Source organism: Methylobacterium sp. BTF04, from assembly GCF_010692745.1.
In the GTDB taxonomy this organism is placed as follows: Bacteria; Pseudomonadota; Alphaproteobacteria; order Rhizobiales; family Beijerinckiaceae; genus Methylobacterium.
Genome location: NZ_JAAHTB010000007.1, coordinates 123,482 through 147,863, shown reverse-complemented (window position 1 = coordinate 147,863; position 24,382 = coordinate 123,482). Strand labels below are relative to the sequence as shown.

Sequence of the window (24,382 nt, the reverse complement as noted above, 5' to 3'; positions counted from 1 at the left end):
CCTGTCCCATGCCCGGAGAGATTCCTTGTAAAACCGCGGCCGGGTGCTGGATGCTGTATCTCCTGTCGGATCTGAGCGGCACCGTCTCGGCCCTCAACGTGTTCCGTTACATCACCTTCCGCACCGGCGGCGCGCTGTTCACCGCCGGCCTGTTCGTGTTCTGGTTCGGGCCGTTGATCATCTCCCTGCTGCGCCTGCGCCAGGGCAAGGGCCAGCCGATCCGCGAAGACGGCCCGCAGAGCCACCTGATCAAGCGCGGCACGCCGACCATGGGCGGGCTGATGATCCTGGCCGGCGCCATCGTGGCGATCCTGCTCTGGGCCAACCCGCGCAACCACTATGTCTGGGTGACGCTCGCGGTGACCCTCGGGTTCGGCGCCATCGGTTTCTACGACGATTTCCTCAAGGTGACGAAGCAGTCGCACAAGGGGTTCTCCGGCAAGTTCCGCCTCGCGCTCGAAGCCGCCATCGCGATCGCCGCCTGCCTGCTGATCTCGATCTATTCGGCTCCCGCCCTGCAGAACCAGCTCGCTTTCCCGGTGTTCAAGGACGCGCTCTTGAACCTTGGCTGGTTCTACCTGCTGTTCGCCGGCTTCGTCATCGTCGGTGCCGGCAATGCGGTGAACATCACCGACGGCCTCGACGGCCTCGCCATCGTCCCGGTGATGATCGCCTGCGGCACCTTCGGCGTCATCGCCTACCTCGTCGGCAACTCGTTCTATGCGAACTATCTTCAGGTGAATTACATCCGCGACACCGGCGAACTCGCGGTGGTCTGCGGCGCCGTGATCGGGGCGGGCCTCGGCTTCCTGTGGTTCAACGCTCCGCCCGCGCAGATCTTCATGGGCGATACCGGTTCGCTGGCGCTCGGCGGCCTGCTCGGCACCGTGGCGGTTGCCACCAAGCACGAGATCGTGCTCGCCATCGTCGGCGGCCTGTTCGTGCTGGAGATCATGTCGGTGATCATCCAGGTCGCCTCGTTCAAGCTCACCGGCAAGCGCGTCTTCCGCATGGCGCCGATCCACCACCATTTCGAGCAGAAGGGCTGGAAGGAGCCGCAGGTCGTGATCCGGTTCTGGATCATCGCCGTGATCCTGGCGCTGGCCGGCCTCGCCACGCTGAAGCTGCGCTGATGACGCCCGCCACCACCTACGCCGGCCGTACGCTCGCCCTGTTCGGCCTGGGCGGCTCGGGGCTCGCCACGGTGCGGGCGCTGATCGCCGGCGGCGCAGTGGTGCGCGCCTGGGACGACAGTCCCGAGAGCGTCGCCCGCGCGCGGGACCAGGGCATCACCACCTCTGATCTTCGCGACGCCGACTGGTCGGATTTCGCCGCGCTGATCCTGGCCCCTGGGGTGCCGCTGACCCATCCGGTTCCGCACTGGACGGTGGAGCGCGCGAAAGCCGCCGGCATTCCGATCATCGGCGACATCGAACTGTACTGCCGCGAGCGTGCCAGGATCGCGCCGGATGCCCCCTTCGTGGCGATCACCGGCACCAACGGGAAATCCACCACCACCGCCCTGATCGCCCATGTGCTCAGCCAAGCGGGGCGCGACGTGCAGATGGGCGGCAATATCGGCACCGCGATCCTGTCGCTGGCCCCGCCGTCGCCAGACCGGGTCCACGTGATCGAGCTGTCCTCGTTCCAGATCGACCTGACGCCGTCCCTCGCCCCGAGCATCGGGGTGCTGCTCAACATCACCCCCGACCATCTCGACCGCCACGGCACCATGGCCGATTATGCCGGCATCAAGGCCCGGCTGGTGGCGAGGGCGGACCTCGCGATCATCGGCGTCGACGACACTCCGAGCCGGGCCATTGCGGCGGAGCTCACCGGTGCCGTCATCCGTGTGCATGTGGGCGACGAAACCGGCAGCGCGGACTTGACGGCGCGCGAGGCCGCCGTGTTCGCGGCCGACGGGACGCCCCTGGCCGATCTCACCGGCATCGGCACCCTGCGGGGCGCCCATAACTGGCAGAACGCCGCGGTGGCCCTCGCCGTGGTGCGCGCCCTCGGCGTGCCCCCGGCCACGATCGCCGCCGGCCTCAAGAGCTTCCCCGGCCTGCCCCACCGCATGGAGGAGGTCGGCCGGCGCGGCCGCGTGCTCTTCGTCAACGATTCCAAGGCGACCAACGCCGATTCCACCGAGAAGGCGCTCACCGCCTTCCACGACGTGCATTGGATCCTCGGCGGCAAGGCCAAGGAGGGCGGGATCGAACCGCTCGCGCCGCTCTTCGGCCGCGTCGCCCACGCCTATCTCATCGGTGCGGCCTCCGACGCCTTCGCAGCCACCCTGGACGGCGTGGTGCCCTACACCCGTTGTGGCACCCTCGACATCGCCACCGCCATGGCGGCGCAGGCCGCGGCGGCTTCGGAGGCGCCCGAGCCCGTCGTCCTGCTCTCGCCCGCCTGCGCGTCGTACGATCAGTTTCGAAGCTTCGAGGATCGCGGCGACCAGTTCCGGGCGCTGGTGCGGGCGCTGGGCTGAAAAGGCCTTCGCCAAATCTCAACCATTCTCGTGCCTGATGGCGGCCGGTAAGGCGCCGTCCTCGCGGCGCGCGGAGTGGTTCTCGGTATGGCGTCCACGATCGCAGCCTCCGCATCGCCATGGCGGGCCGGGGCCTGGAGCCGGATTCCGGTCCTCACCGTCCTGAGGCGCTTCGCGACGCTGCTCCTCGTGGCGTTCATCTTCTTTGCGTGCTTCGCCTTCTCCGATACCTCGCCCTACGACATCGTGGCGATCCCGACGATCCTGCTGTGGCTGTGCCTCGGCCTGCGGTTTCATCGCGGAATGCTGCCGCTGGTCTGGCTGCTGATCCTCTACGTTTCCGCGATCGTGATCGCGCTGACGCCGTATCTCGACCAGCCGCTACCGGTGACCTGGACGATCCAGCTCGCCTACCTCGCCATCACCGGCATCTTCTTCTCGATGCTGTTCGCCGACGACACCCAGGCGCGGGTGGAGCTCGCCCTGAAGACCTACGTGGCGAGCTGCCTGCTCTCGGGCGCCTTCGGCATCGTCGGCTATTTCGGGTTCATCCCCACCGAGGACCTGTTCTACAAATACGGGCGCGCCTCGGGCACCTTCCAGGACCCGAACGTGTTCGGCTCGTTCCTGACGCTCGGCGCGCTCTACCTGATGCACGGGCTCCTGCTCGGTACGACGAAGCGCCCGATGCTGTCGCTGGCGATGCTGCTGCTCATCGTGGCCGGCATCTTCCTGTCGTTCTCGCGCGGCTCCTGGGGCGGCTCCCTCATCGCCACCGGCCTGATGGCGGCCAGTGTCTATCGCGCGACGCCATCGACGGCCCTGCGCCGGCGCATCGTCGGCCTGCTCGCCCTGTCGACGGTGGGCGCCGTCCTCGCCATCGTCGGCCTGATGTCGATCGGCGACACCGCAGAGATGTTTTCCAAGCGCGCTTCGGTCACCCAGGATTACGACGAGGGCGAAACCGGGCGCTTCGGCAACCAGCTGCGCGGAATCGGCATGCTGGTGGAGGAACCCCTCGGGATGGGGCCGCTGCGCTGGCGCCTCGTCTTCGGGCTGGAGCCGCACAATTCGTATATCGGCAGCTTCTCCAACGGCGGCTGGCTCGGCGGCGTCGCCTTCATCGGCCTGGTACTGGCGACCGGCTTCGTCGGTTTCCGGCTGATGAGGCTGGACACCCCGTTCCGGCGCCATGCGCAGATCGTCTGGCCGGCCCTGTTGATGTTCTTTCTGCAGGCGGTGCAGATCGACATCGAGAAGTGGCGTCACGTCTACATGATGCTGGGGATCGTCTGGGGGCTCGAGGCCGCCCGGCTGCGCTGGATGGCGAACCGCACCGCTTCGGACTCACGCTGAGCCGGAGACGGCGTCAGGCCTCGTCCGGCTCGATCTCGCCGGTCCATGCCGTGGCAAAGGCCGCAAGCTGCCGCGCATCGGCGAAGGCCATCACGGTGACGTCGCGATCCGCCGGCATCGCCCCCGGATAGGGCGCGATCAGCACCTTCTCCATGCTTAGGCGTGCGCCCGGCGTGTGCTGCGCGATCCACGCCTCCGCCTCCGCGTTGAGGCGCGCCGGCTCGGCGAGGTCGCGGGCCCGCGAATCGGCGCGCAGCACCAGGACATAGGGGCCGAGCCCCGGATTGCGGTGCTGCAGCGCCTGGATGATGTCGATCATCGTTGAACTCGTGTCGTGTCGCGATTGGTCAGTTTACGCATCAGTGCAGTTTTACCCGCGACTCGGTGCGGCGGGTCAACGCGCGCGCCACGGCGTCGAGGGTCGTCTTGACCGTGCCGTGCAGCGCCCGCTCATGCATCTTGTACAGAGAGCGGTACATCATCCGGGCGAACAGCCCGGCGATGAACATGTTCTTGCCCCGCACGAAACCCATCAGGCTGCCGACGGTGGTGTACTCGCCGAGCGAGACCAGCGAGCCGAAATCGCGATACTTGAAGGGTTTTAGCGGCTTGCCGGCGATCTTGGCCGGAATTTGCTTGATGAGGTGGGTCGCCTGCTGGTGCGCGGCCTGGGCGCGCGGCGGTATCGGGGTGTCCGAGCCCTTCTCGACGAGATAGGCGCAATCGCCGAGCGCGAAGATGTCGGGGTCGCGGGTGGTCTGCAGCGTCGGAGTCACCACGAGCTGGTTGTTGCGCGTGGTCTCCAGGCCGCCGATCTCCTGCAGGAACGGCGGGGCCTTCACACCCGCCGCCCAGACCACGAGCTCGGACGGGATGAAGCCGCCATCGGCCAGCTGTACGCCATCGGCCCGGACCTCGGTGACGCGGGCCTGGGTCCGGACCTCGACGCCGATCTTGCCGAGCAGCACCATGACGTCACGGGACAGCCGCTCCGGCACGGCGGGGAGGATGCGGGGGGCCGCCTCCACGAGGGTGATCTTCAGGTCCTTGGCCGGGTCGATCTTGTCGAGGCCGGTGGAGGCCACGTCGCGGGTGGTGCGGTGAAGCTCGGCCGCGAGCTCGGTGCCGGTGGCACCGGCCCCGATCACCGTGACGTGGAGCTGGCCCGGCCGCACCGGGCCGACCTGGGTGTGGGCACGCAGCATCCCGTTCACGAGGCGCTGGTGGAAGCGCACCGCCTGGCCCTGCGTATCGAGCGCGATGGCGTTGTCCTTCACGCCGGGCGTGCCGAAATCGTTTGTCGTCGAGCCCACCGCCATCACCAGGGTGTCGTACGGGATCGCGCGCACGGGGGTGACCTCGCGGCCTTCCGTATCGTGGCTCGCGGCGAGCTGGATCGTGCGCGCCTGCCGATCGAGGCCGGTCATCTCGCCGATGCGATAGCGGAAATTGTGCCGGTGGGCGTGGTGGAGGTAATCCACCGCATGGTGGCCGACGTCGAGGCTGCCGGCGGCGACCTCGTGCAACAGCGGCTTCCAGATGTGGGTGCGGGCCCGGTCGACGAGGGTGACGTGGGCCTTGCCCGATCTGCCCAATGTGTCGCCGAGCTTCGTCGCGAGCTGCAAGCCCGCCGCTCCTCCGCCGACGACTACGATGCGGTGCAGGTTGTCCACGGTTTCGCCCGGTACCATACGTCCCTCGTCCTCAAAGTCGTCGTTCTGTCCAGCCGCATCGGCCGCTCGTAAGCGGCCGATGCGGCAACTCTATCCGTGGATTATCGGCAAGTCTCGACCGTCGCGTCGCGATCGTCAGGCCGGCGCGCCCGGCTGCTTCAGCGGATGGGCCTTGGCGAACGCCTCCTGCGCGAGGCAATCCTCGGCGATGCGCCGAACCGTCGGGTAGGGCGCGGTCTCGACGCCGAAGATGCCGGTGCCGACCCACAGGCTGACGAGGCAGAGATCGGCATGGCTGATGGCGTCGCCCTGGGCGTAGCGGCCGGTACCGGCCTCCTGGGTCAGGCGTGTCTCCAGGGTCTTCAGGCCGGTCTCGAACCAGTGGCGCACGAAGCCCATCATCCGGTCCTTGGGGATGTCGTAGGTCGCCATCAGGTAGTTGCGCACCCGCGGCACGTAGAGCGGATGGGTATCACAGGCCACCACCTGGGCGAGCGAGCGCGCCCGCGCGCGGTCCCGCGGATCGCTCGGCAGCAGCGGGACGGCCGGATGCACGTCCTCGAGATAGTCGAGGATCGCGAGGGATTGGGTGATCGGCGGCCCTTCGCCGTCGAAGAAGGCCGGTACCGCGCCCTGCGGGTTGATCGCCAGGAATTCAGGCTTGAACTGGTCGCCCGCATCGAGGTCGATGAAGGTCTCGTCGCAGGCGATACCCTTGAGGTTGAGGGCGATCCGTACCCGGAATGCCGCCGCCGAGCGCCAGTTGCCGTACATCCTCATGCGCGTCGTCTCCCGTTGCATCCGTAATACCCGTTCGAGCGGCCTCGGTCCGCATTTTCGACGGACCACACCCGACATCGCGGCTGGCCGCAAGCCCCCTTGGAACGGGGAGAGCCGGTTCGGCATGCGCGACGCGTTTTCGCGTGGCAGAAATCCGCGCCGGCCGCTCTGGTCGCGATCCTGCATTTGGCAGTGTCGAGATCATCGCATAGACGGCGATGACAGGGCGGCGACTCAGCAGACGGGTGATGTGAAGATGCAGATCGAAACACCCTACCTGATGTTCCTCGGCGATGTGCCCGACCGGCTCGCGGCCAAGACCGCCTACGGCATCAAGGATTGGCGCCCCGAATGGTGCGTCGGCCAGTTGCGCCTCCCCGGTTGCGCCGCCGATCTCGGCATTCCCGATCTCACCCTCGCGGAGGCGGTCGAGAAGGGCTGCCGCACGATGGTCATCGGTGTGGCCAATGCCGGTGGCATCCTGCCCGAGCATTGGGTCGCCGAGGTCGTGGCCGCGCTCAATGCCGGGCTCGACATCGCCAGCGGCTTGCATGCCCGCCTCGGTGCGGTGCCGGAGATCGCCCGGGCGGCGGAGGCCAACGGCCGGCAGCTCCACGACGTGCGCCATACCTCCGAGACCTTCGCCACCGGCAAGGGCACGAAGCGCCCCGGCCGGCGGCTGCTCAGCGTCGGCACCGATTGTTCGGTGGGCAAGAAGTATACGGTGCTGGCCCTGGAGCGCGGCATGCGGACCCGCGGCCTCGATGCGGATTTCCGCGCCACCGGCCAGACCGGCGTGTTCATCTCCGGCCGCGGGGTCGCCATCGACGCGGTGGTGGCGGATTTCATCTCCGGTGCCGTCGAGTGGATCGCGCCCGCCGCCGACCCGGACCATTGGGACCTTCTGGAGGGCCAGGGCTCCCTGTTCCATCCCTCCTTCGCCGGTGTCAGCCTCGGGCTGCTGCATGGGGCGCAGGCGGATGCCTTCATCGTCTGCCATGAGCCGACCCGCACCACCATGCGCGGTGTCGCGCATAAGCTGCCGACGATTCAGGAGGTGATCGACCTCACGGTAAACCTCGGCCGGCTCACCAACCCCGACATCCGCCCCGTCGGCATCGCCGTGAACACGCAGGATCTGGAGGAGGGGGCCGCCCGCGCGCTGCTGGCCGATCTCGCGCGTGAGCATGACCTGCCGGCCACCGATCCGGTGCGGTTCGGCGTCGAGTCCATCGTCGATCGCCTCGTCGCCGAATTTCCGCCGGTCGCTGGGGCCTCGGCCGCATGAGCCGCCACCTCACCGCGATCATCGAGCGTTTTCCCATCGCCGGCGCCTTCACCATCGCGCGGGGGAGCCGCACCGAAGCCGTGGTGGTGCTCGCCACCGTGACCGACGAGGCCGGTCATGTCGGGCGTGGGGAATGCGTGCCCTATGCCCGCTACGGCGAGACCGTCGACAGCGTCCGCGACCTCATCCGCGATCAGGCCGAGGCTATCGCGGCCGGCGCCACGCGGGCCGATCTCCTGACCCGCATGAAACCCGGCGCCGCCCGCAACGCCCTCGATTGCGCGCTGTTCGACCTCGAAGCCAAGCAGGCGGGCCGGCCGGCCTGGGAGATCGCCGGGCTTACCGCGCCACAGGTCGCCACCACCGCCTACACCCTCAGCCTCGGCACGCCCGAGAGCATGGAGGCGGCGGCCCGAGGCGCCGCGACCCGGCCGCTGCTCAAGGTGAAGCTCGGCGGGGAGGGCGATCCCGAGCGGATCGCCGCCGTGCGCCGAGGCGCGCCGGATTCGCGCCTCATCGTCGATGCCAACGAGGCTTGGCGCGCCGACACCATCGAGGCCAATCTCGCCGCCTGCATCGCCGCCGGTGTCGGGCTCATCGAGCAACCGCTGCCGGCCGGCGAGGACGACCTCCTCGCCACGATGGCGCGGCCGATCCCGATCTGCGCCGACGAGAGCCTGCACGACCGCGCCGGTCTCGATGCGCTGGCCGCACGCTACGATGCCATCAACATCAAGCTCGACAAGGCCGGCGGTCTCACCGAGGCGGTGATGCTCGCCCACGAGGCGCGGGCGCGCGGCTTTTTGGTGATGATCGGCTGCATGGTCGGCACGTCCCTCGCCATGGCGCCGGCGATGCTGCTCGCCCACCATGCCGATTACGTCGATCTCGACGGACCCTTGCTGCTCGCCCGCGATCGCGATCCGGCCCTGGTGTTCGAGGGCAGCCTGATCCACCCGCCGACGGCCGACCTTTGGGGCTGAGGGGGGCGCCATCCGACACCCACACGCGAGGCAGCCCAGACCCAATCAGGCTCTAGGAAATCGATAAATTGCAGCTTTTCTTAGCTCTCTCGAGTACGAAACGGCGGGCTCGATAATGCTCGATCGTCCAGGCGGCCAGCGATAGTCCGATACACAGCAGATATCCAAAAAGCGTCAGCCGGAATACAGAAGAATCGAGACTGTTTAGTGGACTGAAGTTTGGAATGGCGGCTCGCCATTCTTCGCCGAATTTGAAACTCATGAATGGCCCGACCAGGGTATGTGGAACCATCACGACCATGACGAAAAATGCGACATGGCCTGCCAGGATGTATGGTTTCCAGGGGATCAGTCCTACACCCTTTTTGCATGTGCGTACCGTCGATTTGGATTTGACCAATCATCAAAATATAAATCTAGGTGAGACTAACTTCCACTCTTATTTCGATATTATCAGTCGTGGTTCGCCCGCTCAGCACGGATTGGGGATGCCGAAGATGCATGCCGCCCTGTCACCGTGCTGTGTCGACGGCTTTCTTCCGCTCTCGCCAAATGTCCCGGAATTGGAGAGACCGGCTTTGACGCGCGTTTGATTCGAACGCTCCCTGCTTCCGAAGCCGTCGCCTCACCCCTTCACGACGGCGCGCAGGGTATAGACCAGCGCCGTGAAGACGATCAGGCTCGCCGCGTAGAACGCCACGAACCACAGGAGCCGCCGGCTCTTACGAATCGAACTCTTGCCGGTCGGCGTGCTCAATGGCCGTAGCCCCCGGCATCGGTGTCTTCCGCCACCTTCCCCCGGAACACCCAGTAGGCATAGGCGGTGTAGGCGAGGGTCAGCGGCATGACGACGGCGTAGCCGACCAGGGCGAATTGCAGGGCGCTGACCGCGTTGGCCGCCTGCCAGATCGTCATGCGCGGCGGCACGATGTAGGGGAAAAGGCTGATCGCCAGCCCGAGAAAACCGAGCAGAAACAACGCGATGGTGAGAAGGAACGGGGCGACGTGCCGGCCGCTGGCGATGCTGTGGTAGATCCCCCAGGACACCAGAGCCGTCACCACGGGCACCGGCGCCACATAAGCGATGTTCGGCCATGAGACCCAGCGCCACTGGATATCGAGGCCGAGGAACGGCACCCAGACGCTGACGATCGCCATCGACAGGATGGTGCCGACGAGGAATTGCAGGCTCTTGCGCCTCGCCCAGATTTCGAGTTCGCCGGAATTCTTCATCACGCACCATGTGGCGCCGAGGAGACCGTAGCCGCAGACGAGGCCGATGCCCGTCATCAGGCTGAACGGGGTCAGCCAGTCCATGGTGCCGCCGGTGAAGCCGCGACCTTCGATCTTGAAGCCCTGGACGAAGGCGCCGAGCACCAGCCCCTGCGCGAAGGTCGCCACCAGCGACCCGTAGTGGAACGCGTTGTCCCACAGGAATTGCGAGCGGTCGGCCTTGAACCGGAACTCGAAGGCGACGCCGCGGAAGATCAGCGCGATCAGCATCAGGATCACCGGCAGGTAGAGCGCCGGCAACAGGATCGCGTAGGCGACGCTGAACACCGCGAACAGGCCGCCGCCGCCGAGCACCAGCCAGGTTTCGTTGCCGTCCCAGATCGGTGCCACCGAGAGCATCATCCGGTCGCGCCAATTGCCCTTGCGGGCCGAGGTGAACAGGATGCCGACCCCGAGGTCGAACCCGTCGATCACGACGTACATCGCCACCGCAAGGGCCAGAAGTGCGGCCCAGACCACTGGCAGCCAAAACGCGGCGCCCTCATATTCCATGCCGAAGCCGAACATTCCGGACCTCCCTTCGCCGCGCACGCTACCGTAGCGGGGCGACCGCCCCAGCGCCATCGGGTCGACGCGGCGTCAGCGGTTGTCGGTCCCGCGCCAGACCGGCTGTCGATCGGCTTCCGCCAGAGTGTCGCGTGAAGTTACGAGAGCACCGGCGACGCGGCGGCCGATTTCGGCGGCTCCGTCCCGCATGAGGCGCTCGCGCGTCGCCGCCGGCAGGGTGTCCCAGGCGGCAGCGAGGCTCGGGAGGGCCGCCTCCGGACGCGGAATCACCACGCTTGCCAGCAGCGAACCGGGCGGCCCGGGACTGTCCCGGTTGATGGCGAGGTAGGACAGCGCACCGATCACGAGGCCGGCGCGAAGGATGAAGAACATGGCCCGACCTGAATGTCTCGCCGGTGGAGACCCGGCCGTTCGGAGGCACACCATCCGCCTCAACGGTAAAACCCGTCTGACGGGGAGGGGTGAACTTGCCGGCATGGTGAACGAGACTCGGCAGAGCCGCATTCGCCTGCGCGATCGCGGCATCTGATCCGAAAGGACGCGTCGTTTCGCGAAGGCCGGTTACTCTCCGGAAAGCATCCCGACAGAACGGGAGGGGTCCGCGCAAGACTCGCTTAAGTCGCCTCTGCGAGGCTCCGGTCAGTCGAGTTCAAGTCGAGCCAAGGGGCGTCGGGTGGCCAGTCTGGCTGAGTCCGCGCTGTGCGTGTCAGTATTGCGTATTTACGGTGCACTGGCTTCCCTATTCGATACCCGCTTGGCGGGTCTCGTGCACGAGTCGGTGATCGACGACGCTGCCGTGCGCTTCAGGCATGAGCGTTTCCTCGTCTCGCGCCTCGCCACCGGGCTCGTGATGATGCTCGGCCTGCCGCCCTATCTCGTCCTGCGCGGGGTGCCCACCGGCATCGAGGCCCTGGCGATCGCCAGCCTGATGCTGCCGGTCTTCGCCGCCGTGCTGCTGTCGCGCACCGGTATCCTGTGGGTCGCCCATGCCATATCGTCGGCGGGCCTCACCGGACTCGTGGTCTGCCTCGCGGTGATGACGGGCGGCGCCAATTCCGCCGCCGCGATCTGGCTGGTGGCGATCCCCCTCGAGGCGGTGGTCTCCGGCTCCCGCCGCGCCACGTTGGCCGCCTCCATCGTCGCCATGCTGGGCGCCCTCGCGGTCGCCGTCCTTCCGCCGCTGACCGTCGGTAGTCCGTTCCTCGAATGGTCGCGGGCGCTGGCGATGCCGGTCTTCGCGATTACTGCCATCGGCCACGTGGCGGCCCAGGCCATCGAGCACCTGCGCCACGAGGGCCGCTGGCTCGCCAGGGTCCGGGATAACGAGTTGCGCGACCGCATGCTCCTGTCGGCCATCGACGACCTCGTCACCTGGCACGACCACAATGGCCGCGTCCTCGAAGCGAGCGCCTCCGCCGCCAAGTTCGTCGGTGCCGACCCGACCCGCCTGCGCGGCCACGGCCTCCTCGATCGGGTTCATGTCGGCGATCGTCCAGCGTTTTTGCAGACCATCAGCGACGTCGCCGCCGGTGGCGTGCCGGCCACCGTCCAGTTCCGCCTCCATCTCGATGCGGCCGCGATCCGCGATGAGGGTGCGCCGCGGGTGATCGTCGCCGAGATGCGGGCGCACCGCATCGTAGGTCCGAAGTCCGGTGTGGTCGGGTCCAGCGTGGTCGCGGTGACCCGTGACGTCACCGAGCACCGCCGGCACGCCGAGGAGCTGGAGCACGCCCGCGCCGAGGCCGAGCGCGCCAACGACGTGAAGAGCCGTTTCCTCGGCATGGTCAGCCACGAACTGCGCACGCCGCTCAACGCGATCATCGGCTTTTCCGATGTCCTGGCGGGCGAGGGCGCCCTGAACCTCGAGCCCGAGCGCACCCGCGAATATGCCGGCATCATCGGCAATTCGGGGCGGCACCTCCTGGAGGTGGTCAACACGTTGCTCGATATGTCCCGCATCCAGAGCGGCCATTTCGACTATGCGCCCGAGACCTTCGACATGACCGCCCTGGTGCGGACCTGCTGCGACCTGATGCAGCTCAAGGCCGACCAGGCCGGGATCGTGCTCGTCCGCACCGCCGACGCGACCGTCATCCCGATCAACGCCGATCTGCGGGCCTGCCGCCAGATGCTGATCAATCTCGTCTCCAACGCGGTGAAGTTCACACCGGCGGGTGGTCGGGTCGAGGTGGCGTTGCGGTGGTCGGGGACCCAGCTCGACATCGTCGTGGCCGATACCGGAATCGGCATCGCCGAGACCGACCTGCCGCGTCTCGGCGACCCGTTCTTCCAGGCTGGGAGTGGCTACCAGCGCACCCATGAGGGCACCGGCCTCGGCCTCTCCGTGGTCCAGGGCCTCGTCGGCCTCCATGGCGGCGGGATCCGGATCGAGAGCGCCGAAGGGCAGGGGACCACCATCACCGTCACCTTGCCGCGCGACTGCCCGCCTTCGTCCGGAATCGTCGCCGCGGCGCCGATCCGCACCGCCATCCGGGCGCCGATCACCGGGGACAGCCTCGTGGCGTCGGCGGCTTCGTACGGCGCCGTGGCATCGCGACGCCCGATCGGGCTGTTCGACACCGCCTCGGAGACGGTGCGCGAAAGCTACGTACCCCTGCGCCGTGCCGGCTGAGGCGACGCCTTCCTCGTGCGTGCGGCGTCACCGCCCTGCGCGCGTCAACCACACCACCTCCCCCCGGTGCGCCGCCCAGGCGCGGCACGGGGCGGGGTGCTGAGCCACAGGAGCCACCATGCGCGAGACGCAGGCACGGCGCGATCAACGTGAGATCGTCGTCCCGGCCAAGAGCCGCGATCCGCGCCAGGGATCGCGGCGTGGGCCGATCGGCGGGCCGCCCGCACCGGAGGGCTGGTTCGCGAATCTGTGCGCGATGGCCGTCGGAACCGCCCGCCTCGCCCTGCGCCGTCCCGGCGCCGTGTTCGGATCGCTGCTCGCTATGGGCGCGGTCATCGTCGTTTCGATGAATGCCCTCGGCTACCAGATGGGCCGGCACCCGGCCCCGATCTTCCCCAAGGTCGCCGCCCGCCCCGCCGCCGCGCCCAAGGCGGCGCCCGTGAAGCCCGTGGCGGAAATCGTTGCGAAGCCCGAGCCCGCCAGGACGGACGTGAAGGCCGAGGTGGCCAAGCCGATGCGGAGCGACGACCCCAAAGCCGAGCCGGCGCCGCGCGCGACCAGCCGCGACACCATCGGCGAGATCATCAAGGCCGGCGAGACCACCGCGTCGGTCACGCCGAAGACCGACAAATCCGTGGCCCAGGCCCAGCGCGCCCTGGTCAAGCTCGGCTACGGCCCGCTCAAGGCCGACGGAGTCCTCGGCGCCGGCACCCGCGCCGCCATCGAGAAGTTCGAGCACGACCGCAAGCTGCCGGTGAAGGGCGAGCCCACCGGGCGGACTTTGCGCGAACTCGCGTCCCGCGCCGGATTCCCGCCGGGCTAGTTTCAGAGCCCATGCGGACACCGGGATCGGTTTGCTGTAGGGCGGGCCGATGGCACGCCTGCGTTCGGATTTCTGGGTCTCGGCCCATCTGCGCCGCCTCGGTATCGAGGGGATCGCCGCCGTGCAGCGTCGTCGCGGCGCGGCCGAGGCAGGCGCGATCTTCGTGAAGGTCGACCGTCTCGACGGCACCGCCGATTTCTACGGGCCTGCGCCGCAATCCCTCGTCGATATGGATACCGACAGCGACCGCCGGTTCGTCGCCCTGCTCGTCGGGGCGGTTCCCGGAGATGTTGAGGTCCGGATCGGCAAGGAAATCCGCTTCGACGACGATCTCTGGATCATCGAGATCGACGATCGGGCCGGCCGGCACGCTCTCGAACTGGCGGAATAAGGCGGGGGTCAACCCGCGCGCCGCGTCTCAGGAGGTCAGGCGCTGGCGACCAGGCAGGGTGGTGCGCAGGGGCGGGCGTTCTGTGGCCGCCGGCGACGTGCGCGGTCGGACTGCGTCGGGGGCATTGTAGGGCTGATGCGCGTTCGCCGCGCCCATGCGCTCCGGCAGGGTGACGTCGAGGATCGCGGCGAGAAGATCGCGCGCGGCGGCGCGCGGGATCGTCCGAAACAGCTTCACCAGATCGAACACCCGGTCGACCGAGCGCGCCACGGTCTCGTTGAGGGTGAGGAACACATAGACCGCCTCCTCCTCGTGCAGGCCGGCGGTGCGGAGGGCCAGGGTCAACAGCTCGTAGCGCAGCGACGGGTCCGGGGTGGCGGCGAGAAAGCCCTTGGGCAGCGACAGCATCTCGGCGAGCGAGGCCACGAATCCGGCGATGTCGCCGCGGCCCGAGAAGCCGGTGAGCACGGCCCCGGCCTCGCGCGGTGGCGGCGGGCAGGGCCTCAGGGCCGCCGTTGCGATCATCGCCTGCCCGATCGCCTCGCGGCGGGCCGGATCGGCGAACAGGAACAGCGGTGCCGCATCGGCGGGAGAGAGGTCGACGCGGGCCAGGATGGCGCGCGCCAGATCGGGCGACCGGCGGCCACGACCGACGAGGCGTGCCAGGTTCTCGCCCTGCAGCGCGATATGCCAGTTGTCCGCAAGCGCTTGGTCGATGGCCGGATCGTCGCGCGCGATCATCTCGGCAATGACGCTGCGGGTGAGGTCGTGGCGCCCGGCAATGGCCGTCGCGATGTCGGTACCGTCCGCCAGCGCCGCATCGATCACCGCAGGGGTGAGTGTCGGGGCCGCGCCGACGACGATGTCTCGGGTCGTGCCGCCGCGTGACGCGAGGATCGCGAGGATACCCGGCGGCGTGTCTGCGAAAGGAGCGAGTTTGCGCGCGACGATCTCGGCGGTCTCGTCGTCGACGATGGGGATGAGGCCGCCGGCCAGGGACTCGAAGGCCGCGATCGTCTTCCGGTCCCGCACCGACGCCGAAAGAAAGAGATCCGTCTGAACCCGCAGGATCACCGGCTTGAGATCGAGATTGTCGAGGCGCGACAACTCGATGAGGCCGGAGAGGTCCGGCACATCGTCGACAGATGGGGACATGGCACTTCGGTTACGCAGAACTCGCTTCCCGAAGGTTTAGCCAGATTGCGTGAACCGACCTTTAAGGACGATCGCGCGTGATCGTCCCTTCCTGCGCCATTCCAGGCCCGATCCCGTCGAAGCCTATCCCACCAATTGCGGCTTCGGATCCGCCTTCGCGCTCTCCGCCGCCTTCGGGTCCGGGAAGACCACCGTCGTACCGGTCCCGGCTGCCAGGGGACCGGGCGTCGCCGACTTGACGACGGTCGGCGATTTCGGAGGCATCGGCGGCGCGATCACGGCGCTCGGCATCGGCTCCGGCTTGGACTCTACCGGCGAACCCTTGCCGTCATCCGTCCGCTCGTCGTGGCCTGCCAGAACCTCCATCGGAGTTTTCCAGACGAAGGCATCGAGTCGGCCGGTCACGGGCGAGACCGGAGCCCAGCGTTCGGTGGCGACGCCATCGGCGATCCATAACGGGTCGCGCGGGGCGTGAGCGGCGCGGGCGAGCCACTCGCGGGCGCGTCCGGTGCCGGCACCGTGCTCGGCCTCTTCCAGATGCGCCATCGCGAGGCAGGCACGGACGGTGGGACGATCGGTGAGCAACGGAGCCAGCGCCTCTCGCGCCTTGTCGAATTCCCGGGCCTCGGATGCGGCCTGCGCCATCGCGAGGCGTGCCTCGGGATGCCACGACGAAATCCGCGCGAGCGTGTCGGCCCGTGCCAGGCGGTCGCGCACGGAATCTCCGAGTCGCAGGTTCAGATAGGTCTTGGCGAGATCGGGATGCGGTCCGGCGCGCCATGCCGTCTCGATGATCTTGGCGGCCTGGCGCAGATGGCCGCGGCGGGCGAGGAGACGCCCGGCGAGGGATGCGGCCGGGACGAGGTCGGGGGCGAGCTTGACCGCGCGCAGGACACGTTCCGTTGCAGCCTCGGGTTCACCGGCCTCGCGCGATTGGGCGGCGGCAGTGAGGAGGACCGCACGCTGGCGACGGGCGAGACCCTTCTCGATGAGCCCGAGCGAAGCACGCCGCTCCACCGTCTCGGTGGCGCCGCCCCAATCGCCGTCGGCGCATTGCGCCTCCAGCACGGCTTCGTTGGCCCAGGTGACGCTGGGGGCGAGTCGTGCCGCCTCTGCCGCGTAGGCACGGGCCGAGACGTCGTCCTCCCGGCGCCTCGCCTCGACGAAAAGACCACGCAGGCCGAGAACCCGCGTTTCGGGATCGTCGACCATGCGTTGGAAGGCCTGCTCGGCGGCCTCGCGGTCGCCGGAAATCTGTGCGGCCTGCGCCTTCAGCAACAGGGCGAGGGGTTCGGCACCGAGCAGGCGCTCGGCATCGTTGGCGTGGCGACGGGCCGCGAGCGGATCGCCCGAGCCCACCGCCACCATGCCGCGCGACAGGGCCGAGAAGCCCTTGGCCCGGCGCCGATCGCGCGAGCCGCGCACCAGCGCTTCCGGCAGGGTAATGATCCCCCGCACGATGGCCCAGATGAAACCGACGACGATGGCGGCGATGAGAACGCCGATCAGCGCGATGGCGAGGCTGGTGGCGACCTCGTAGCCGCTCCAGACGATGGTGACGGTGCCGGGATGATCGGCGACCCAGGTCGCCCCGTAGGCGGCGAGGGCGAGAAGGGCCAGGAAGGCGAGGGCGCGCCACATGAGATCAGAAACTCCTGGGGGTGGCGTCGGCCGTAGCGGCGACACCGATATCGAGGGACGAGAGCGATTGCCGCTCCCGCACGATGACGAAGCAGCCGCGCGCGGGCTGGTCGCGCAGCCGGAGTTTCACCGGGACGGGCCCGAAGCGGGGATTGCCTTGAAGGCGTCGGCCAGGAGCCCTTGTGCTGCGACGCCGGCAGCGGCACGCGACTTCAGTTTGGTGCCGAACTCGCCCGTCTGAGCACGAACATCCTCCGGAAGACCGGCGAATGCCTGAGCCGCGCCCTGAATGTCACCACTCTCGAGGGACGCCTGGATCGCCGGCAGCGGGTCGGTGGCAGCGGAGGCCGTCGCGCTCGCGGCCGGCGCATCGACCTTGCGAACCTGCACGATCGATTCGGCCATGCTCATGAGCTTTTGGCTGAGATCGCCATTCTCGGCGACGGAGCGGGTCTGGGCTGCCCGCCGCGCCGCCGCGATCTTTTCGGCGATCGGCCTGAACTCGGCAGCGAGGCTCCGCCCCGTCGGCGCGCCCTTGTCGGCGAACACTGCCACCGCGGTCAGGCGCGCCGGATCTCCCGGTTCGAGGCCGCGCAGGCTCGCCAGGGCGTCGGCGTAGGGGGCGCCGTTGGCCAACGCCGTGACGATGCGATCGGCCGAGACGACCCGGAGGGCCGCCTGGACCGTGCTGGTCTCAGCCCGCTCGGACACGGCCTTGTCGAGGCCGGCAATCTTGTCGGACTGCGCCTTGAGTTGGCGCTCCACGGTCTTGGCAGCCTCGGCGGCCTGGGTCTTGTTGGCGTCGACGGCCTGCTGACTGGCATTCGTCGCCGTCTGTACCGCTTCGGTGGCTGCCTTGACCTGCGCTTCGAGGGATTGCTGGACCGTGGTGAGCTTCTGACCAACGGCCTCTGCCGCCTGGGCATTGGCCTTGACGCGCGCATCGACGTCGCTCTGAAGGGCCGCGAGCTTGGGCGCGAGATCGGGCTCGGCCTTCGGTGCCGAATCGAGTTTGCCTTCCAGCGTCTTCAGGCGAACGGCCAGGGCCGAGACCTGGGCCGCGTCGCCGCCCGCAGGGGCGATCGCCATCCGGGCCTCGCCACCCTGCTGGCCGGGTTCTTCCTGCAATGCCGAAACCCGCTGATCGAGGCTGTCGAGCCGGGCCACAAGATCGGCCGGGATCGTGGGAGCGGAGGTCGACGGAGCAGCGGACCCGTCGGCCGGTGCTGGCGCAGGAGCGGCGCTGGCCTTCTGCAACGCCTCCTTCGCGGTCGCCACGGCTTCGGGCACGGCCTTTAGGGCCGCCTCGTTGGCCGAGACCCGCTTATCGAGGCCGCTGAGCGCATCACGCGGCGCCAGAGCGGCGATCCGCTGGTCGAGCGCGGTCAGGCGCGCATCGTCTTGGGGCGGCAGGATGCCGGCGCGCTGAACGCCGAAAAGCAGGCCGGCGCCGATCACACCGCCGAGCAGCCCGGCGGTTGCCAGCGAGCCGAATCCCGGTCCGCGCGCGGCAGGCGGCACCGCTGCGACGGGGGTCGGTCCGATGCGCGGAGCGGTGGTGCCCGACGCCTTGCCCGGATCGATCGCGCCGGGGACCGTGCGGGCTTCACCGGCCTTCGTATCGGCCGGCTTGGTATCGGCTGGCTTACCGTCCGTACCCTTCACGTCGGATGGCTTGGATTCCGCTGGCTTGCCGTCCGGCGTCTTGATCGAAACGCCGGGCGTCAGGCCCGCACCGGTCGCCGACGGCTTCGACGCCGAAACCGGATCGGGCAGGCGCTTGGCCTTGAGATCGATGATCGGGCCCTCTGTGACCGACTGGTTGGCGCGCGGCGTGGGTTGCGGGCCACCGGAGAAGCCGCTCGGTTTCGGCGCTTCGCCCTTGGCGGGCTCAGCCTTGAGCGGCTCTGCCTTGGGAATGTCCCCCTTGATCGGCTCCGGCTTGAAAGCGTCCGGCTTCGGCGCGTCGGGCTTGCCGGTCTCGGGTTTTCCGATCTCAGGCTTGGCAGCCTCGACCTTTGAGGGTTCGACCTTCGAAGCGTCCGGCTTTGCAGGCTCGACCTTGACCGGATCCCTGACGGGATCGGGTGTGCCGGTGACGGCCGTCTTTGGTGTCGATACGGGCGTATCCGCTTTTGTGGAATCCGGTATGCGCGGGCCGCTCGGAGTCCCCGGGCGATTGGTGTCGCTGCTGGCTGTCACGGCTCGTCGCTCCCTTCCGTCTGCTGCCGCCTTCGGCCGGACCGTCCGGCGCGGATGGCGCCTGGGCAGTGCGATGTCGGCGGGGCAGCTTCTTCGCGATATTCGTCCTAGCACCACGTCCGCCGCCGGAGCGAGACCCTTGTCAGGTTCCGGCCGGATCGTCCGCCGACAACCCCGTGAGGAGAGCATCCTCCGTAGGGCGATCGGGCACAAAATGCACCGCGATCCCGGCAGCGACCAGGGGCACGGCCACATCCGCCGACAAGCAGTAATGCTTGAGCACGCGGAAGGCTCCGCTTCGCCCGGCCGCAGCGGCGAGATCGTGGGCTGTCGCCGCGCTGCGGCGTGAGTAGTGCAGCACCGCCTGGAGGCGCGGTTCCCCGGCGCCGTCGAGGGCACGGGCCACCGCCGCGGGTAGAACCGGGATCGCCGCGGCGGCGTAGGCCACGACGGTCACGACGTGGTGCCCCGCCGCGTGGAGCGAGGCCGCCGGCTCGGTCTTGCGGTCCGCTCCCGCCATATGAAGGAGCCGCGCGCCCGGCGGCAGTGCCGTGCGTACCAGGGCCGCTAGAGCCGCGGCGTCTCCGTCGGCGTCGCGAACATCGGCGAACCCGGCCTTCCGTGCCAGGTCCGCCGTACGGGTGCCGACCGCGAAGACCGGAACGGTGCCGAGCTGCAGGCGATCCGTGACACCAAGCGCTGCCACGGCGGCGGCACTGGTGAGGAGCAGGCCGCCGAACGGCTCGCTCGGCAGTGCGGCTCCGGTTGCCGAGACGGTGAGCACCGGTGCGACCAAAGGAACATGGCCGAGTGCCGCCAATCGTTCGCCCGTGCGTGTCGCTCCCGGTTCGGGCCGCGCGACCCAGATCCGCATCGTCGTCGCTCCCGTTTGCCCTGATGCCGCCGGGCCGGTTAGGGTGAGTCTGGAGCCGAAGCCTCGGAGACGGAATCGGGCCTTTCGGTTTCGGGCACTCGCGTCGACTCTTAGACGCTCGTGCATCGTGCCGGATACGGTGTCCTGTCCGCCGAACTCGAATACGACGAAGCCCTACCTATCGCACGCGCTCGCCCGCCGGATGACCCACCCCGCATGACCGTCCTTTCCGCATGAACGTCCTCGGCATCGAAACCACCTGTGACGAGACCGCCACCGCCATCGTCGCACCCGGCGAGAACGGGCGCGGGCGTATCCTGTCCAACGAGGTGCTGAGCCAGATCGCCGAGCATGCGGCCTATGGCGGCGTCGTGCCCGAGATCGCGGCGCGCGCCCATGTCGAGGTGCTCGACCGGCTCATCGCCCGCGCGCTGGACAGTGCCGGCCTCCGCCTCGCGCAGGTCGACGGGATCGCGGTGGCGGCAGGCCCCGGCCTCATCGGCGGTGTCCTCATCGGCCTCGTGACCGCCAAGACCCTGTCGCTGGTGGCGCGCAAGCCCCTGATCGCCGTCAACCATCTCGAGGCGCATGCCCTCACCGCCCGTCTCACCGACGGGATCGCCTTCCCCTACCTGCTGCTGCTGGCCTCCGGCGGCCACACCCAGCTCGTGGCGGTGAAGGGCGTCGGCGACTACGTTCGTCTCGGCACCACCATCGACGACGCCATCGGCGAGGCCTTCGACAAGGTCGCCAAGCTGTTGGGGCTCGGCTATCCCGGCGGTCCCGAGGTCGAGCGCGTGGCCGAGACCGGTGATCCCGAGCGTTTTGCGTTGCCGCGGCCGATGCTCGGCCGGCGCGAGGCGAATTTCTCGCTGTCGGGCCTCAAGACCGCCCTCCGAATCGAGGCCGAGAAACTGGCGCCGCTCTCGTCCGCCGATGTCGCCGACCTGTGCGCCAGTTTCCAGGCGGCGGTGGTCGACGTGGTGGTCGATCGGCTGCGTGTGGCCATGCGTGGTTTCGCGGCCGTCGCCGGCCATCCCACCGCCCTGGTCGCCGCCGGCGGCGTGGCGGCCAATGGCGCCATCCGGCGCGCGCTCACCACCCAGGCCGGCGAGGCGGGCCTCGCCTTCGTCGCCCCCCCACTCGCCTTGTGCGGCGACAACGGCGCCATGATCGCCTGGGCGGGCGTCGAACGCCTGCGCCTCGGCCTCGTCGACGACCTCACCGCTCCGGCCCGGGCCCGCTGGCCGTTCGCGGAGCCGGCGGCCGTCGCGTGACGCCGTCGGGCCAGCGAGGAGGTTCGGCATGAGCACGCAGATCGCGGTGGTCGGCGGTGGCGCCTGGGGGACGGCGCTCGCCAACGCGGCCGCCGCGGCCGGGCACGACGTCACCCTCTGGCTGCGCGACGCCGAGGCCGCCGCATGCCTCGAAGGCGCCCGCGAGAACGCGCGCTACCTGCCCGGCGTGCCGCTTCACCCGCGGATCCGGGCGACCGCCCGGGCGCAGGCTCTCGAGACTGCCGGTATCGTCCTCATGGTCACGCCCGCCCAGACCCTGCGCGGGGTACTGGCCGATCTTGGTGACGTCATCGCTCGCGATGCCGCCATCGTGCTCTGCGCCAAGGGGATCGAGCGCGGCAGCGACGCCTTCATGAGCGCCGTGGCCGCCGAGGTTCGCGGCACCGAGGCGCCGGTGGCAATCCTGTCGGGGCCGAGCTTCGCGGTGGACGTCGCCCGCGGTCTGCCCACCGCCGTGACCCTCGCGGCAGCCGATGCGGCGCTCGCAGCCAGACTCGCCGCCGCCCTCTCCGGGCCGACCCTGCGGGTCTATCACACCGACGATGTTCGCGGCGTCGAGATCGGGGGCGCCGGCAAGAACGTTCTGGCCATCGCCTCCGGCATCGTCGCCGGGCGCGGCCTCGGTGACAGCGCGCGCGCCGCTCTGATCGCCCGTGCCTTCGCCGAACTGATGCGGTTCGCCCGCGCCTATGGCGGCCGGCCCGAGACGCTGATGGGTCTGTCGGGCCTCGGCGACCTCGTGCTGACCGCCTCCTCGCCGCAATCGCGCAATTTCGCCTTCGGCCAGCGGCTCGGCGCCGGGGCTTCGCCTCAGGACGCGTCCGGCGGCAAGCTCGCCGAGGGTGCCTTCACGGCCGCCGCCCTGGTGGACCTCGCCCGGGCTCGCAATGTCGAGATGCCGGTGGCGCAGGCCGTGGCCGCCATCATCGCCGGCGAGGCCAGTGTCGACGCGGTGGTGGCAGCTCTGCTGGCCCGGCCGCTGAAGGGTGAGGCCGAGTGAGCGCTGGTCGGCTCCATGCCTTCCTCGCCGGCACCGGACACGATGGCGCCGGCCGAACCTTGCGTCAGATCCTCGCCTTCGACGACGCGCAGATCGAGGGAATTCACGACTTCGTCCAATGGTGCTTCCCGCTCCATTCCCTGAGCGCGGCCGTTCCGGGGACGCCCGTGCTCACCGGCATCGAGGCCGAGGCGATCCGCTCCGACCCCGCCGCCTTGTCCGGCCTGCGCGCCGCGCTCGGTCGGATGACGCGATTCTATGCCGAGACCGAGGGCTGGTTGCGCGCGCACGACCACAACCATCTGCGGATCACCCGCATTCTCTCGGCCGTGCGCGACCTCATCGGCACTGGGACGGCAACCGAGTTCCACGCCTTCGTCGCGGCCCGCAACCGAGCCGCCGGCGCGCCGGTCAACGAGGACAGCCTGCGCTACTGGGCCGATGCGCTGCGCTGAGCGTCAGCGAATTCGCCAAAGGTGACTGCGCCAGAGCCTGACGGGCAGGCTGGACCGGTGGTAAGGACGCCGCTTCGATGGAGAAGCGCATGGCCTACTGGCTCTACAAGTCCGAGCCCTCGACCTGGTCCTGGGACCAGCAGGTGGAAGCCGGACCGACCGGGACCCATTGGAACGGAGTCCGCAACCACGTCGCCAAGAAGCATCTCCAGACCATGGAGGTGGGCGAACGCGGCTTCTTCTACCATTCCAACGAGGGCAAGGCGGTTGTCGGAATCGTCGAGGTGATCAGGCCCTACTACCCGGACGATTCGGACGAGACCGGGCGCTTCGGCATGGTCGACCTGCGTGCCGTTGCGCCGCTCGGGCGGCCCGTGACCCTGGAGGCGATCAAGGCCGAGCCGCGCCTGAAGGACATGGTTCTGGCCAACAATTCACGGCTCTCGGTGCAGCCGGTGAGCGCCGCAGAATGGGCGATCGTGCGTGAGATGGGCGGCCTCTGAGGTGAACGCCGTAAATCCCGGCTCTCAAGGAGCCGGCGAGGCTGCGCCGGTCGACGTGCCCGCGAGGAGCGCTTGCGTCCGGCGCACGCTGTCCCGTAAGCGATCCATCGTCGCGTCCCGCTCGGCCGCCTCGTGTGCCACGGCCTCGAGATAGGCGTTCCAGGTGGGACGAAGCGCGACCGGCAAGGTCTTGTCGAGGCGGTCCCGCAACTGAACCGCACTCGTCTCGACCGTCTGGTCATGCGCCGACGCATCGCCGTCATAGCTCCCCACCGCGCACACCTGATCTCCGGCGCGGGTGTAGAACGTCGTCTTGGGCACCGCTTTGGTGCTGCCGAGGCGCGGAAACAGGTAGTGGATTTCCGACACCTCACCGGGTTTGGCCGTCCGCAGCATGTCGGCGATGAAGTAGTGGCCCGTCTCGTCATGCAGGTCCCGCACGTCGTGGTCGCGCAGGATCGGGTTGGGATGAGCGGTCATCGTGCCGGTCGGGCCGACGCAGAAGACATAGTTGTCGGCCGTGCGGAACCCGGCCTCACCCCTCGTAAAATCCTGGAGTGCCTTCGGTTCGTCGGCGGCCACGGCAGCGGCGACGCGCTTGAGCATCCAGCGCGCGCCTCCGCCCTCGGAGCCCTCGTCACAATCGGAGGGTGCCTCGACGAAGCCGCAGGCGAGCGCGCGGCCGGGCAAGGCGCCCGCAATCGCCAGAAAACTCAAAGCCGTCAGAGCGATCAAGACGACGAGACGCGGGGTGCCGCTCATGGGAAGCCTCCGATGCGTAAGGGTCAACCGTGATTCGCGGGGGGCGCCGGGAGCAGTGAGGGCGCACCCATCCACGTAGCCGCGTCGTCGAAGGGTGCTGCCTCGATGAGGGTCGCGGGGGTGGCGAGGACGGCGAAGACCAATAGGAGGATTCCGATGGCGACGATCAGGGCAACGCCGATCCGCTCAGCGTGAATGGCCTGTGCCTGGAGCATCGCGCATCCGGCAGTGAACGCCGCTGCCTCAGCAATCGGTACGAGAAGAACGCCCGCCAC

General features: G+C 68.9%; 26 protein-coding genes. 13 read left to right on the top strand and 13 right to left on the bottom strand.

Translation table 11 applies throughout. The features are described 5' to 3' along the window. Positions 1 to 50: 50 nt before the first annotated feature. From mraY to G3T14_RS06835, 3 genes are all read left to right on the top strand, one after another. Positions 51 to 1,133 (top strand): phospho-N-acetylmuramoyl-pentapeptide-transferase, encoded by a 1,083-nt coding sequence (gene mraY, locus G3T14_RS06845; RefSeq protein WP_163641316.1) that lies wholly within the window; start codon positions 51 to 53, stop codon positions 1,131 to 1,133. Continuing rightward, positions 1,133 to 2,491, top strand: a complete 1,359-nt coding sequence (murD, locus tag G3T14_RS06840) for a UDP-N-acetylmuramoyl-L-alanine--D-glutamate ligase (RefSeq protein WP_163641314.1) — start codon at positions 1,133 to 1,135, stop codon at positions 2,489 to 2,491. The genes mraY and murD overlap by 1 nt, the downstream gene beginning before the upstream one ends. A gap of 87 nt (positions 2,492 to 2,578) precedes the next feature. After that, positions 2,579 to 3,847, top strand: coding sequence for an O-antigen ligase family protein (locus G3T14_RS06835; RefSeq protein WP_163641313.1), 1,269 nt, complete (start codon positions 2,579 to 2,581; stop codon positions 3,845 to 3,847). Positions 3,848 to 3,860: 13 nt separating this feature from the next. On the opposite strand, the gene G3T14_RS06830 is transcribed toward G3T14_RS06835, so the two are convergent. From G3T14_RS06830 to maiA, 3 genes are all read right to left on the bottom strand, one after another. Beyond that, positions 3,861 to 4,166, bottom strand: coding sequence for a hypothetical protein (locus G3T14_RS06830; protein ID WP_163641312.1), 306 nt, complete (start codon positions 4,164 to 4,166; stop codon positions 3,861 to 3,863). Between the two features lie 40 nt (positions 4,167 to 4,206). After that, on the bottom strand, positions 4,207 to 5,538 hold the full coding sequence (locus tag G3T14_RS06825; protein ID WP_163641311.1) for an NAD(P)/FAD-dependent oxidoreductase: 1,332 nt from the start codon (positions 5,536 to 5,538) through the stop codon (positions 4,207 to 4,209). A gap of 117 nt (positions 5,539 to 5,655) precedes the next feature. Further along, on the bottom strand, positions 5,656 to 6,300 hold the full coding sequence (gene maiA / locus G3T14_RS06820) for a maleylacetoacetate isomerase (RefSeq protein ID WP_163641310.1): 645 nt from the start codon (positions 6,298 to 6,300) through the stop codon (positions 5,656 to 5,658). 256 nt (positions 6,301 to 6,556) lie between these two features. Between maiA and dgcN the strand changes: the two genes are divergently transcribed. Both dgcN and dgcA read left to right on the top strand, forming a co-directional pair. Next, positions 6,557 to 7,588, top strand: coding sequence for an N-acetyltransferase DgcN (gene dgcN / locus G3T14_RS06815; RefSeq protein WP_163641309.1), 1,032 nt, complete (start codon positions 6,557 to 6,559; stop codon positions 7,586 to 7,588). Continuing rightward, the gene (gene dgcA, locus G3T14_RS06810; protein WP_163641308.1) at positions 7,585 to 8,571 is read left to right on the top strand and encodes an N-acetyl-D-Glu racemase DgcA; all 987 of its coding nucleotides are present in this window, start codon (positions 7,585 to 7,587) and stop codon (positions 8,569 to 8,571) included. The genes dgcN and dgcA overlap by 4 nt, the downstream gene beginning before the upstream one ends. A 625-nt stretch (positions 8,572 to 9,196) precedes the next feature. On the opposite strand, the gene G3T14_RS25385 is transcribed toward dgcA, so the two are convergent. From G3T14_RS25385 to G3T14_RS06800, 3 genes are all read right to left on the bottom strand, one after another. After that, positions 9,197 to 9,328, bottom strand: coding sequence for a hypothetical protein (locus tag G3T14_RS25385; protein WP_281409795.1), 132 nt, complete (start codon positions 9,326 to 9,328; stop codon positions 9,197 to 9,199). Beyond that, a complete protein-coding gene (gene cydB, locus G3T14_RS06805) occupies positions 9,325 to 10,371 on the bottom strand; it encodes a cytochrome d ubiquinol oxidase subunit II (RefSeq protein ID WP_163641307.1) in 1,047 nt (348 codons plus the stop codon). Before cydB ends, G3T14_RS25385 begins: the two co-directional genes overlap by 4 nt. Positions 10,372 to 10,443: 72 nt before the next feature. Then, the gene (locus G3T14_RS06800; RefSeq protein ID WP_163641305.1) at positions 10,444 to 10,743 is read right to left on the bottom strand and encodes a hypothetical protein; all 300 of its coding nucleotides are present in this window, start codon (positions 10,741 to 10,743) and stop codon (positions 10,444 to 10,446) included. On the opposite strand from G3T14_RS06800, the gene G3T14_RS06795 reads away from it, so the two are divergent. The 4 genes from G3T14_RS06795 (at position 10,742) to G3T14_RS06780 (ending at position 14,217) form a co-directional block, all read left to right on the top strand. After that, the gene (locus tag G3T14_RS06795; protein ID WP_163641303.1) at positions 10,742 to 10,900 is read left to right on the top strand and encodes a hypothetical protein; all 159 of its coding nucleotides are present in this window, start codon (positions 10,742 to 10,744) and stop codon (positions 10,898 to 10,900) included. The genes G3T14_RS06800 and G3T14_RS06795 overlap by 2 nt on opposite strands. Before the next feature lie 174 nt (positions 10,901 to 11,074). Then, on the top strand, positions 11,075 to 13,003 hold the full coding sequence (locus tag G3T14_RS06790; RefSeq protein ID WP_163641301.1) for an ATP-binding protein: 1,929 nt from the start codon (positions 11,075 to 11,077) through the stop codon (positions 13,001 to 13,003). 118 nt (positions 13,004 to 13,121) lie between these two features. After that, the gene (locus tag G3T14_RS06785) at positions 13,122 to 13,826 is read left to right on the top strand and encodes a peptidoglycan-binding domain-containing protein (protein ID WP_163641299.1); all 705 of its coding nucleotides are present in this window, start codon (positions 13,122 to 13,124) and stop codon (positions 13,824 to 13,826) included. A gap of 49 nt (positions 13,827 to 13,875) precedes the next feature. Continuing rightward, positions 13,876 to 14,217 carry a DUF1491 family protein gene (locus G3T14_RS06780; protein WP_163641297.1) on the top strand — a complete coding sequence of 114 codons (342 nt, stop codon included), beginning with the start codon at positions 13,876 to 13,878 and terminating at the stop codon, positions 14,215 to 14,217. A 27-nt stretch (positions 14,218 to 14,244) separates the two neighbouring features. On the opposite strand, the gene G3T14_RS06775 is transcribed toward G3T14_RS06780, so the two are convergent. The 5 genes from G3T14_RS06775 to G3T14_RS06760 form a co-directional block, all read right to left on the bottom strand. Beyond that, positions 14,245 to 15,372, bottom strand: coding sequence for a DUF2336 domain-containing protein (locus G3T14_RS06775; protein ID WP_163641295.1), 1,128 nt, complete (start codon positions 15,370 to 15,372; stop codon positions 14,245 to 14,247). A 123-nt stretch (positions 15,373 to 15,495) separates the two neighbouring features. Continuing rightward, complete coding sequence (locus G3T14_RS06770; RefSeq protein WP_163641293.1) at positions 15,496 to 17,013, bottom strand: heme biosynthesis HemY N-terminal domain-containing protein; 1,518 nt, start codon at positions 17,011 to 17,013, stop codon at positions 15,496 to 15,498. A 4-nt stretch (positions 17,014 to 17,017) separates the two neighbouring features. Next, entirely contained in the window at positions 17,018 to 17,143 is a 126-nt protein-coding gene (locus tag G3T14_RS25380; RefSeq protein WP_281409793.1) for a hypothetical protein, read from the bottom strand. Next, positions 17,140 to 19,215 carry a translation initiation factor 2 gene (locus G3T14_RS06765; protein WP_348645221.1) on the bottom strand — a complete coding sequence of 692 codons (2,076 nt, stop codon included), beginning with the start codon at positions 19,213 to 19,215 and terminating at the stop codon, positions 17,140 to 17,142. The genes G3T14_RS25380 and G3T14_RS06765 overlap by 4 nt, the downstream gene beginning before the upstream one ends. A 142-nt stretch (positions 19,216 to 19,357) precedes the next feature. Continuing rightward, on the bottom strand, positions 19,358 to 20,089 hold the full coding sequence (locus G3T14_RS06760) for a uroporphyrinogen-III synthase (RefSeq protein ID WP_163641291.1): 732 nt from the start codon (positions 20,087 to 20,089) through the stop codon (positions 19,358 to 19,360). Positions 20,090 to 20,322: 233 nt separating this feature from the next. On the opposite strand from G3T14_RS06760, the gene tsaD reads away from it, so the two are divergent. The 4 genes from tsaD (at position 20,323) to G3T14_RS06740 (ending at position 23,345) form a co-directional block, all read left to right on the top strand. Beyond that, entirely contained in the window at positions 20,323 to 21,366 is a 1,044-nt protein-coding gene (tsaD, locus tag G3T14_RS06755; protein WP_163641289.1) for a tRNA (adenosine(37)-N6)-threonylcarbamoyltransferase complex transferase subunit TsaD, read from the top strand. A 28-nt stretch (positions 21,367 to 21,394) separates the two neighbouring features. Continuing rightward, positions 21,395 to 22,387 (top strand): NAD(P)H-dependent glycerol-3-phosphate dehydrogenase, encoded by a 993-nt coding sequence (locus tag G3T14_RS06750; RefSeq protein ID WP_163641287.1) that lies wholly within the window; start codon positions 21,395 to 21,397, stop codon positions 22,385 to 22,387. Further along, positions 22,384 to 22,842 (top strand): hypothetical protein, encoded by a 459-nt coding sequence (locus G3T14_RS06745; protein WP_163641285.1) that lies wholly within the window; start codon positions 22,384 to 22,386, stop codon positions 22,840 to 22,842. The genes G3T14_RS06750 and G3T14_RS06745 overlap by 4 nt, the downstream gene beginning before the upstream one ends. A gap of 89 nt (positions 22,843 to 22,931) precedes the next feature. Further along, complete coding sequence (locus G3T14_RS06740) at positions 22,932 to 23,345, top strand: EVE domain-containing protein (protein ID WP_163641364.1); 414 nt, start codon at positions 22,932 to 22,934, stop codon at positions 23,343 to 23,345. Between the two features lie 24 nt (positions 23,346 to 23,369). Here G3T14_RS06740 and G3T14_RS06735 read toward each other — a convergent pair whose 3' ends face one another. Next, the gene (locus G3T14_RS06735) at positions 23,370 to 24,107 is read right to left on the bottom strand and encodes a cache domain-containing protein (RefSeq protein ID WP_163641283.1); all 738 of its coding nucleotides are present in this window, start codon (positions 24,105 to 24,107) and stop codon (positions 23,370 to 23,372) included. Positions 24,108 to 24,130: 23 nt separating this feature from the next. Continuing rightward, the gene (locus tag G3T14_RS06730) at positions 24,131 to 24,322 is read right to left on the bottom strand and encodes a hypothetical protein (RefSeq protein ID WP_163641281.1); all 192 of its coding nucleotides are present in this window, start codon (positions 24,320 to 24,322) and stop codon (positions 24,131 to 24,133) included. Positions 24,323 to 24,382: the final 60 nt, after the last annotated feature.

Bases quoted from the DNA above. Each gene is read 5' to 3' on its own strand.
- maiA (WP_163641310.1), bottom strand. From the start codon at position 6,300: ATGAGGATGTACGGCAACTGGCGCTCGGCGGCGGCATTCCGGGTACGG.
- cydB (WP_163641307.1), bottom strand. From the start codon at position 10,371: ATGTTCGGCTTCGGCATGGAATATGAGGGCGCCGCGTTTTGGCTGCCA.
- G3T14_RS06800 (WP_163641305.1), bottom strand. From the start codon at position 10,743: ATGTTCTTCATCCTTCGCGCCGGCCTCGTGATCGGTGCGCTGTCCTAC.
- G3T14_RS06785 (WP_163641299.1), top strand. From the start codon at position 13,122: ATGCGCGAGACGCAGGCACGGCGCGATCAACGTGAGATCGTCGTCCCG.
- G3T14_RS06830 (WP_163641312.1), bottom strand. From the start codon at position 4,166: ATGATCGACATCATCCAGGCGCTGCAGCACCGCAATCCGGGGCTCGGC.
- G3T14_RS06795 (WP_163641303.1), top strand. From the start codon at position 10,742: ATGGCCCGACCTGAATGTCTCGCCGGTGGAGACCCGGCCGTTCGGAGG.
- G3T14_RS06735 (WP_163641283.1), bottom strand. From the start codon at position 24,107: ATGAGCGGCACCCCGCGTCTCGTCGTCTTGATCGCTCTGACGGCTTTG.
- mraY (WP_163641316.1), top strand. From the start codon at position 51: ATGCTGTATCTCCTGTCGGATCTGAGCGGCACCGTCTCGGCCCTCAAC.
- G3T14_RS06780 (WP_163641297.1), top strand. From the start codon at position 13,876: ATGGCACGCCTGCGTTCGGATTTCTGGGTCTCGGCCCATCTGCGCCGC.
- tsaD (WP_163641289.1), top strand. From the start codon at position 20,323: ATGAACGTCCTCGGCATCGAAACCACCTGTGACGAGACCGCCACCGCC.
- murD (WP_163641314.1), top strand. From the start codon at position 1,133: ATGACGCCCGCCACCACCTACGCCGGCCGTACGCTCGCCCTGTTCGGC.
- G3T14_RS06770 (WP_163641293.1), bottom strand. From the start codon at position 17,013: ATGTGGCGCGCCCTCGCCTTCCTGGCCCTTCTCGCCCTCGCCGCCTAC.
- G3T14_RS06760 (WP_163641291.1), bottom strand. From the start codon at position 20,089: ATGCGGATCTGGGTCGCGCGGCCCGAACCGGGAGCGACACGCACGGGC.
- dgcA (WP_163641308.1), top strand. From the start codon at position 7,585: ATGAGCCGCCACCTCACCGCGATCATCGAGCGTTTTCCCATCGCCGGC.
- dgcN (WP_163641309.1), top strand. From the start codon at position 6,557: ATGCAGATCGAAACACCCTACCTGATGTTCCTCGGCGATGTGCCCGAC.
- G3T14_RS06730 (WP_163641281.1), bottom strand. From the start codon at position 24,322: ATGCTCCAGGCACAGGCCATTCACGCTGAGCGGATCGGCGTTGCCCTG.
- G3T14_RS06740 (WP_163641364.1), top strand. From the start codon at position 22,932: ATGGCCTACTGGCTCTACAAGTCCGAGCCCTCGACCTGGTCCTGGGAC.
- G3T14_RS06825 (WP_163641311.1), bottom strand. From the start codon at position 5,538: ATGGTACCGGGCGAAACCGTGGACAACCTGCACCGCATCGTAGTCGTC.
- G3T14_RS06750 (WP_163641287.1), top strand. From the start codon at position 21,395: ATGAGCACGCAGATCGCGGTGGTCGGCGGTGGCGCCTGGGGGACGGCG.
- G3T14_RS06775 (WP_163641295.1), bottom strand. From the start codon at position 15,372: ATGTCCCCATCTGTCGACGATGTGCCGGACCTCTCCGGCCTCATCGAG.
- G3T14_RS06835 (WP_163641313.1), top strand. From the start codon at position 2,579: ATGGCGTCCACGATCGCAGCCTCCGCATCGCCATGGCGGGCCGGGGCC.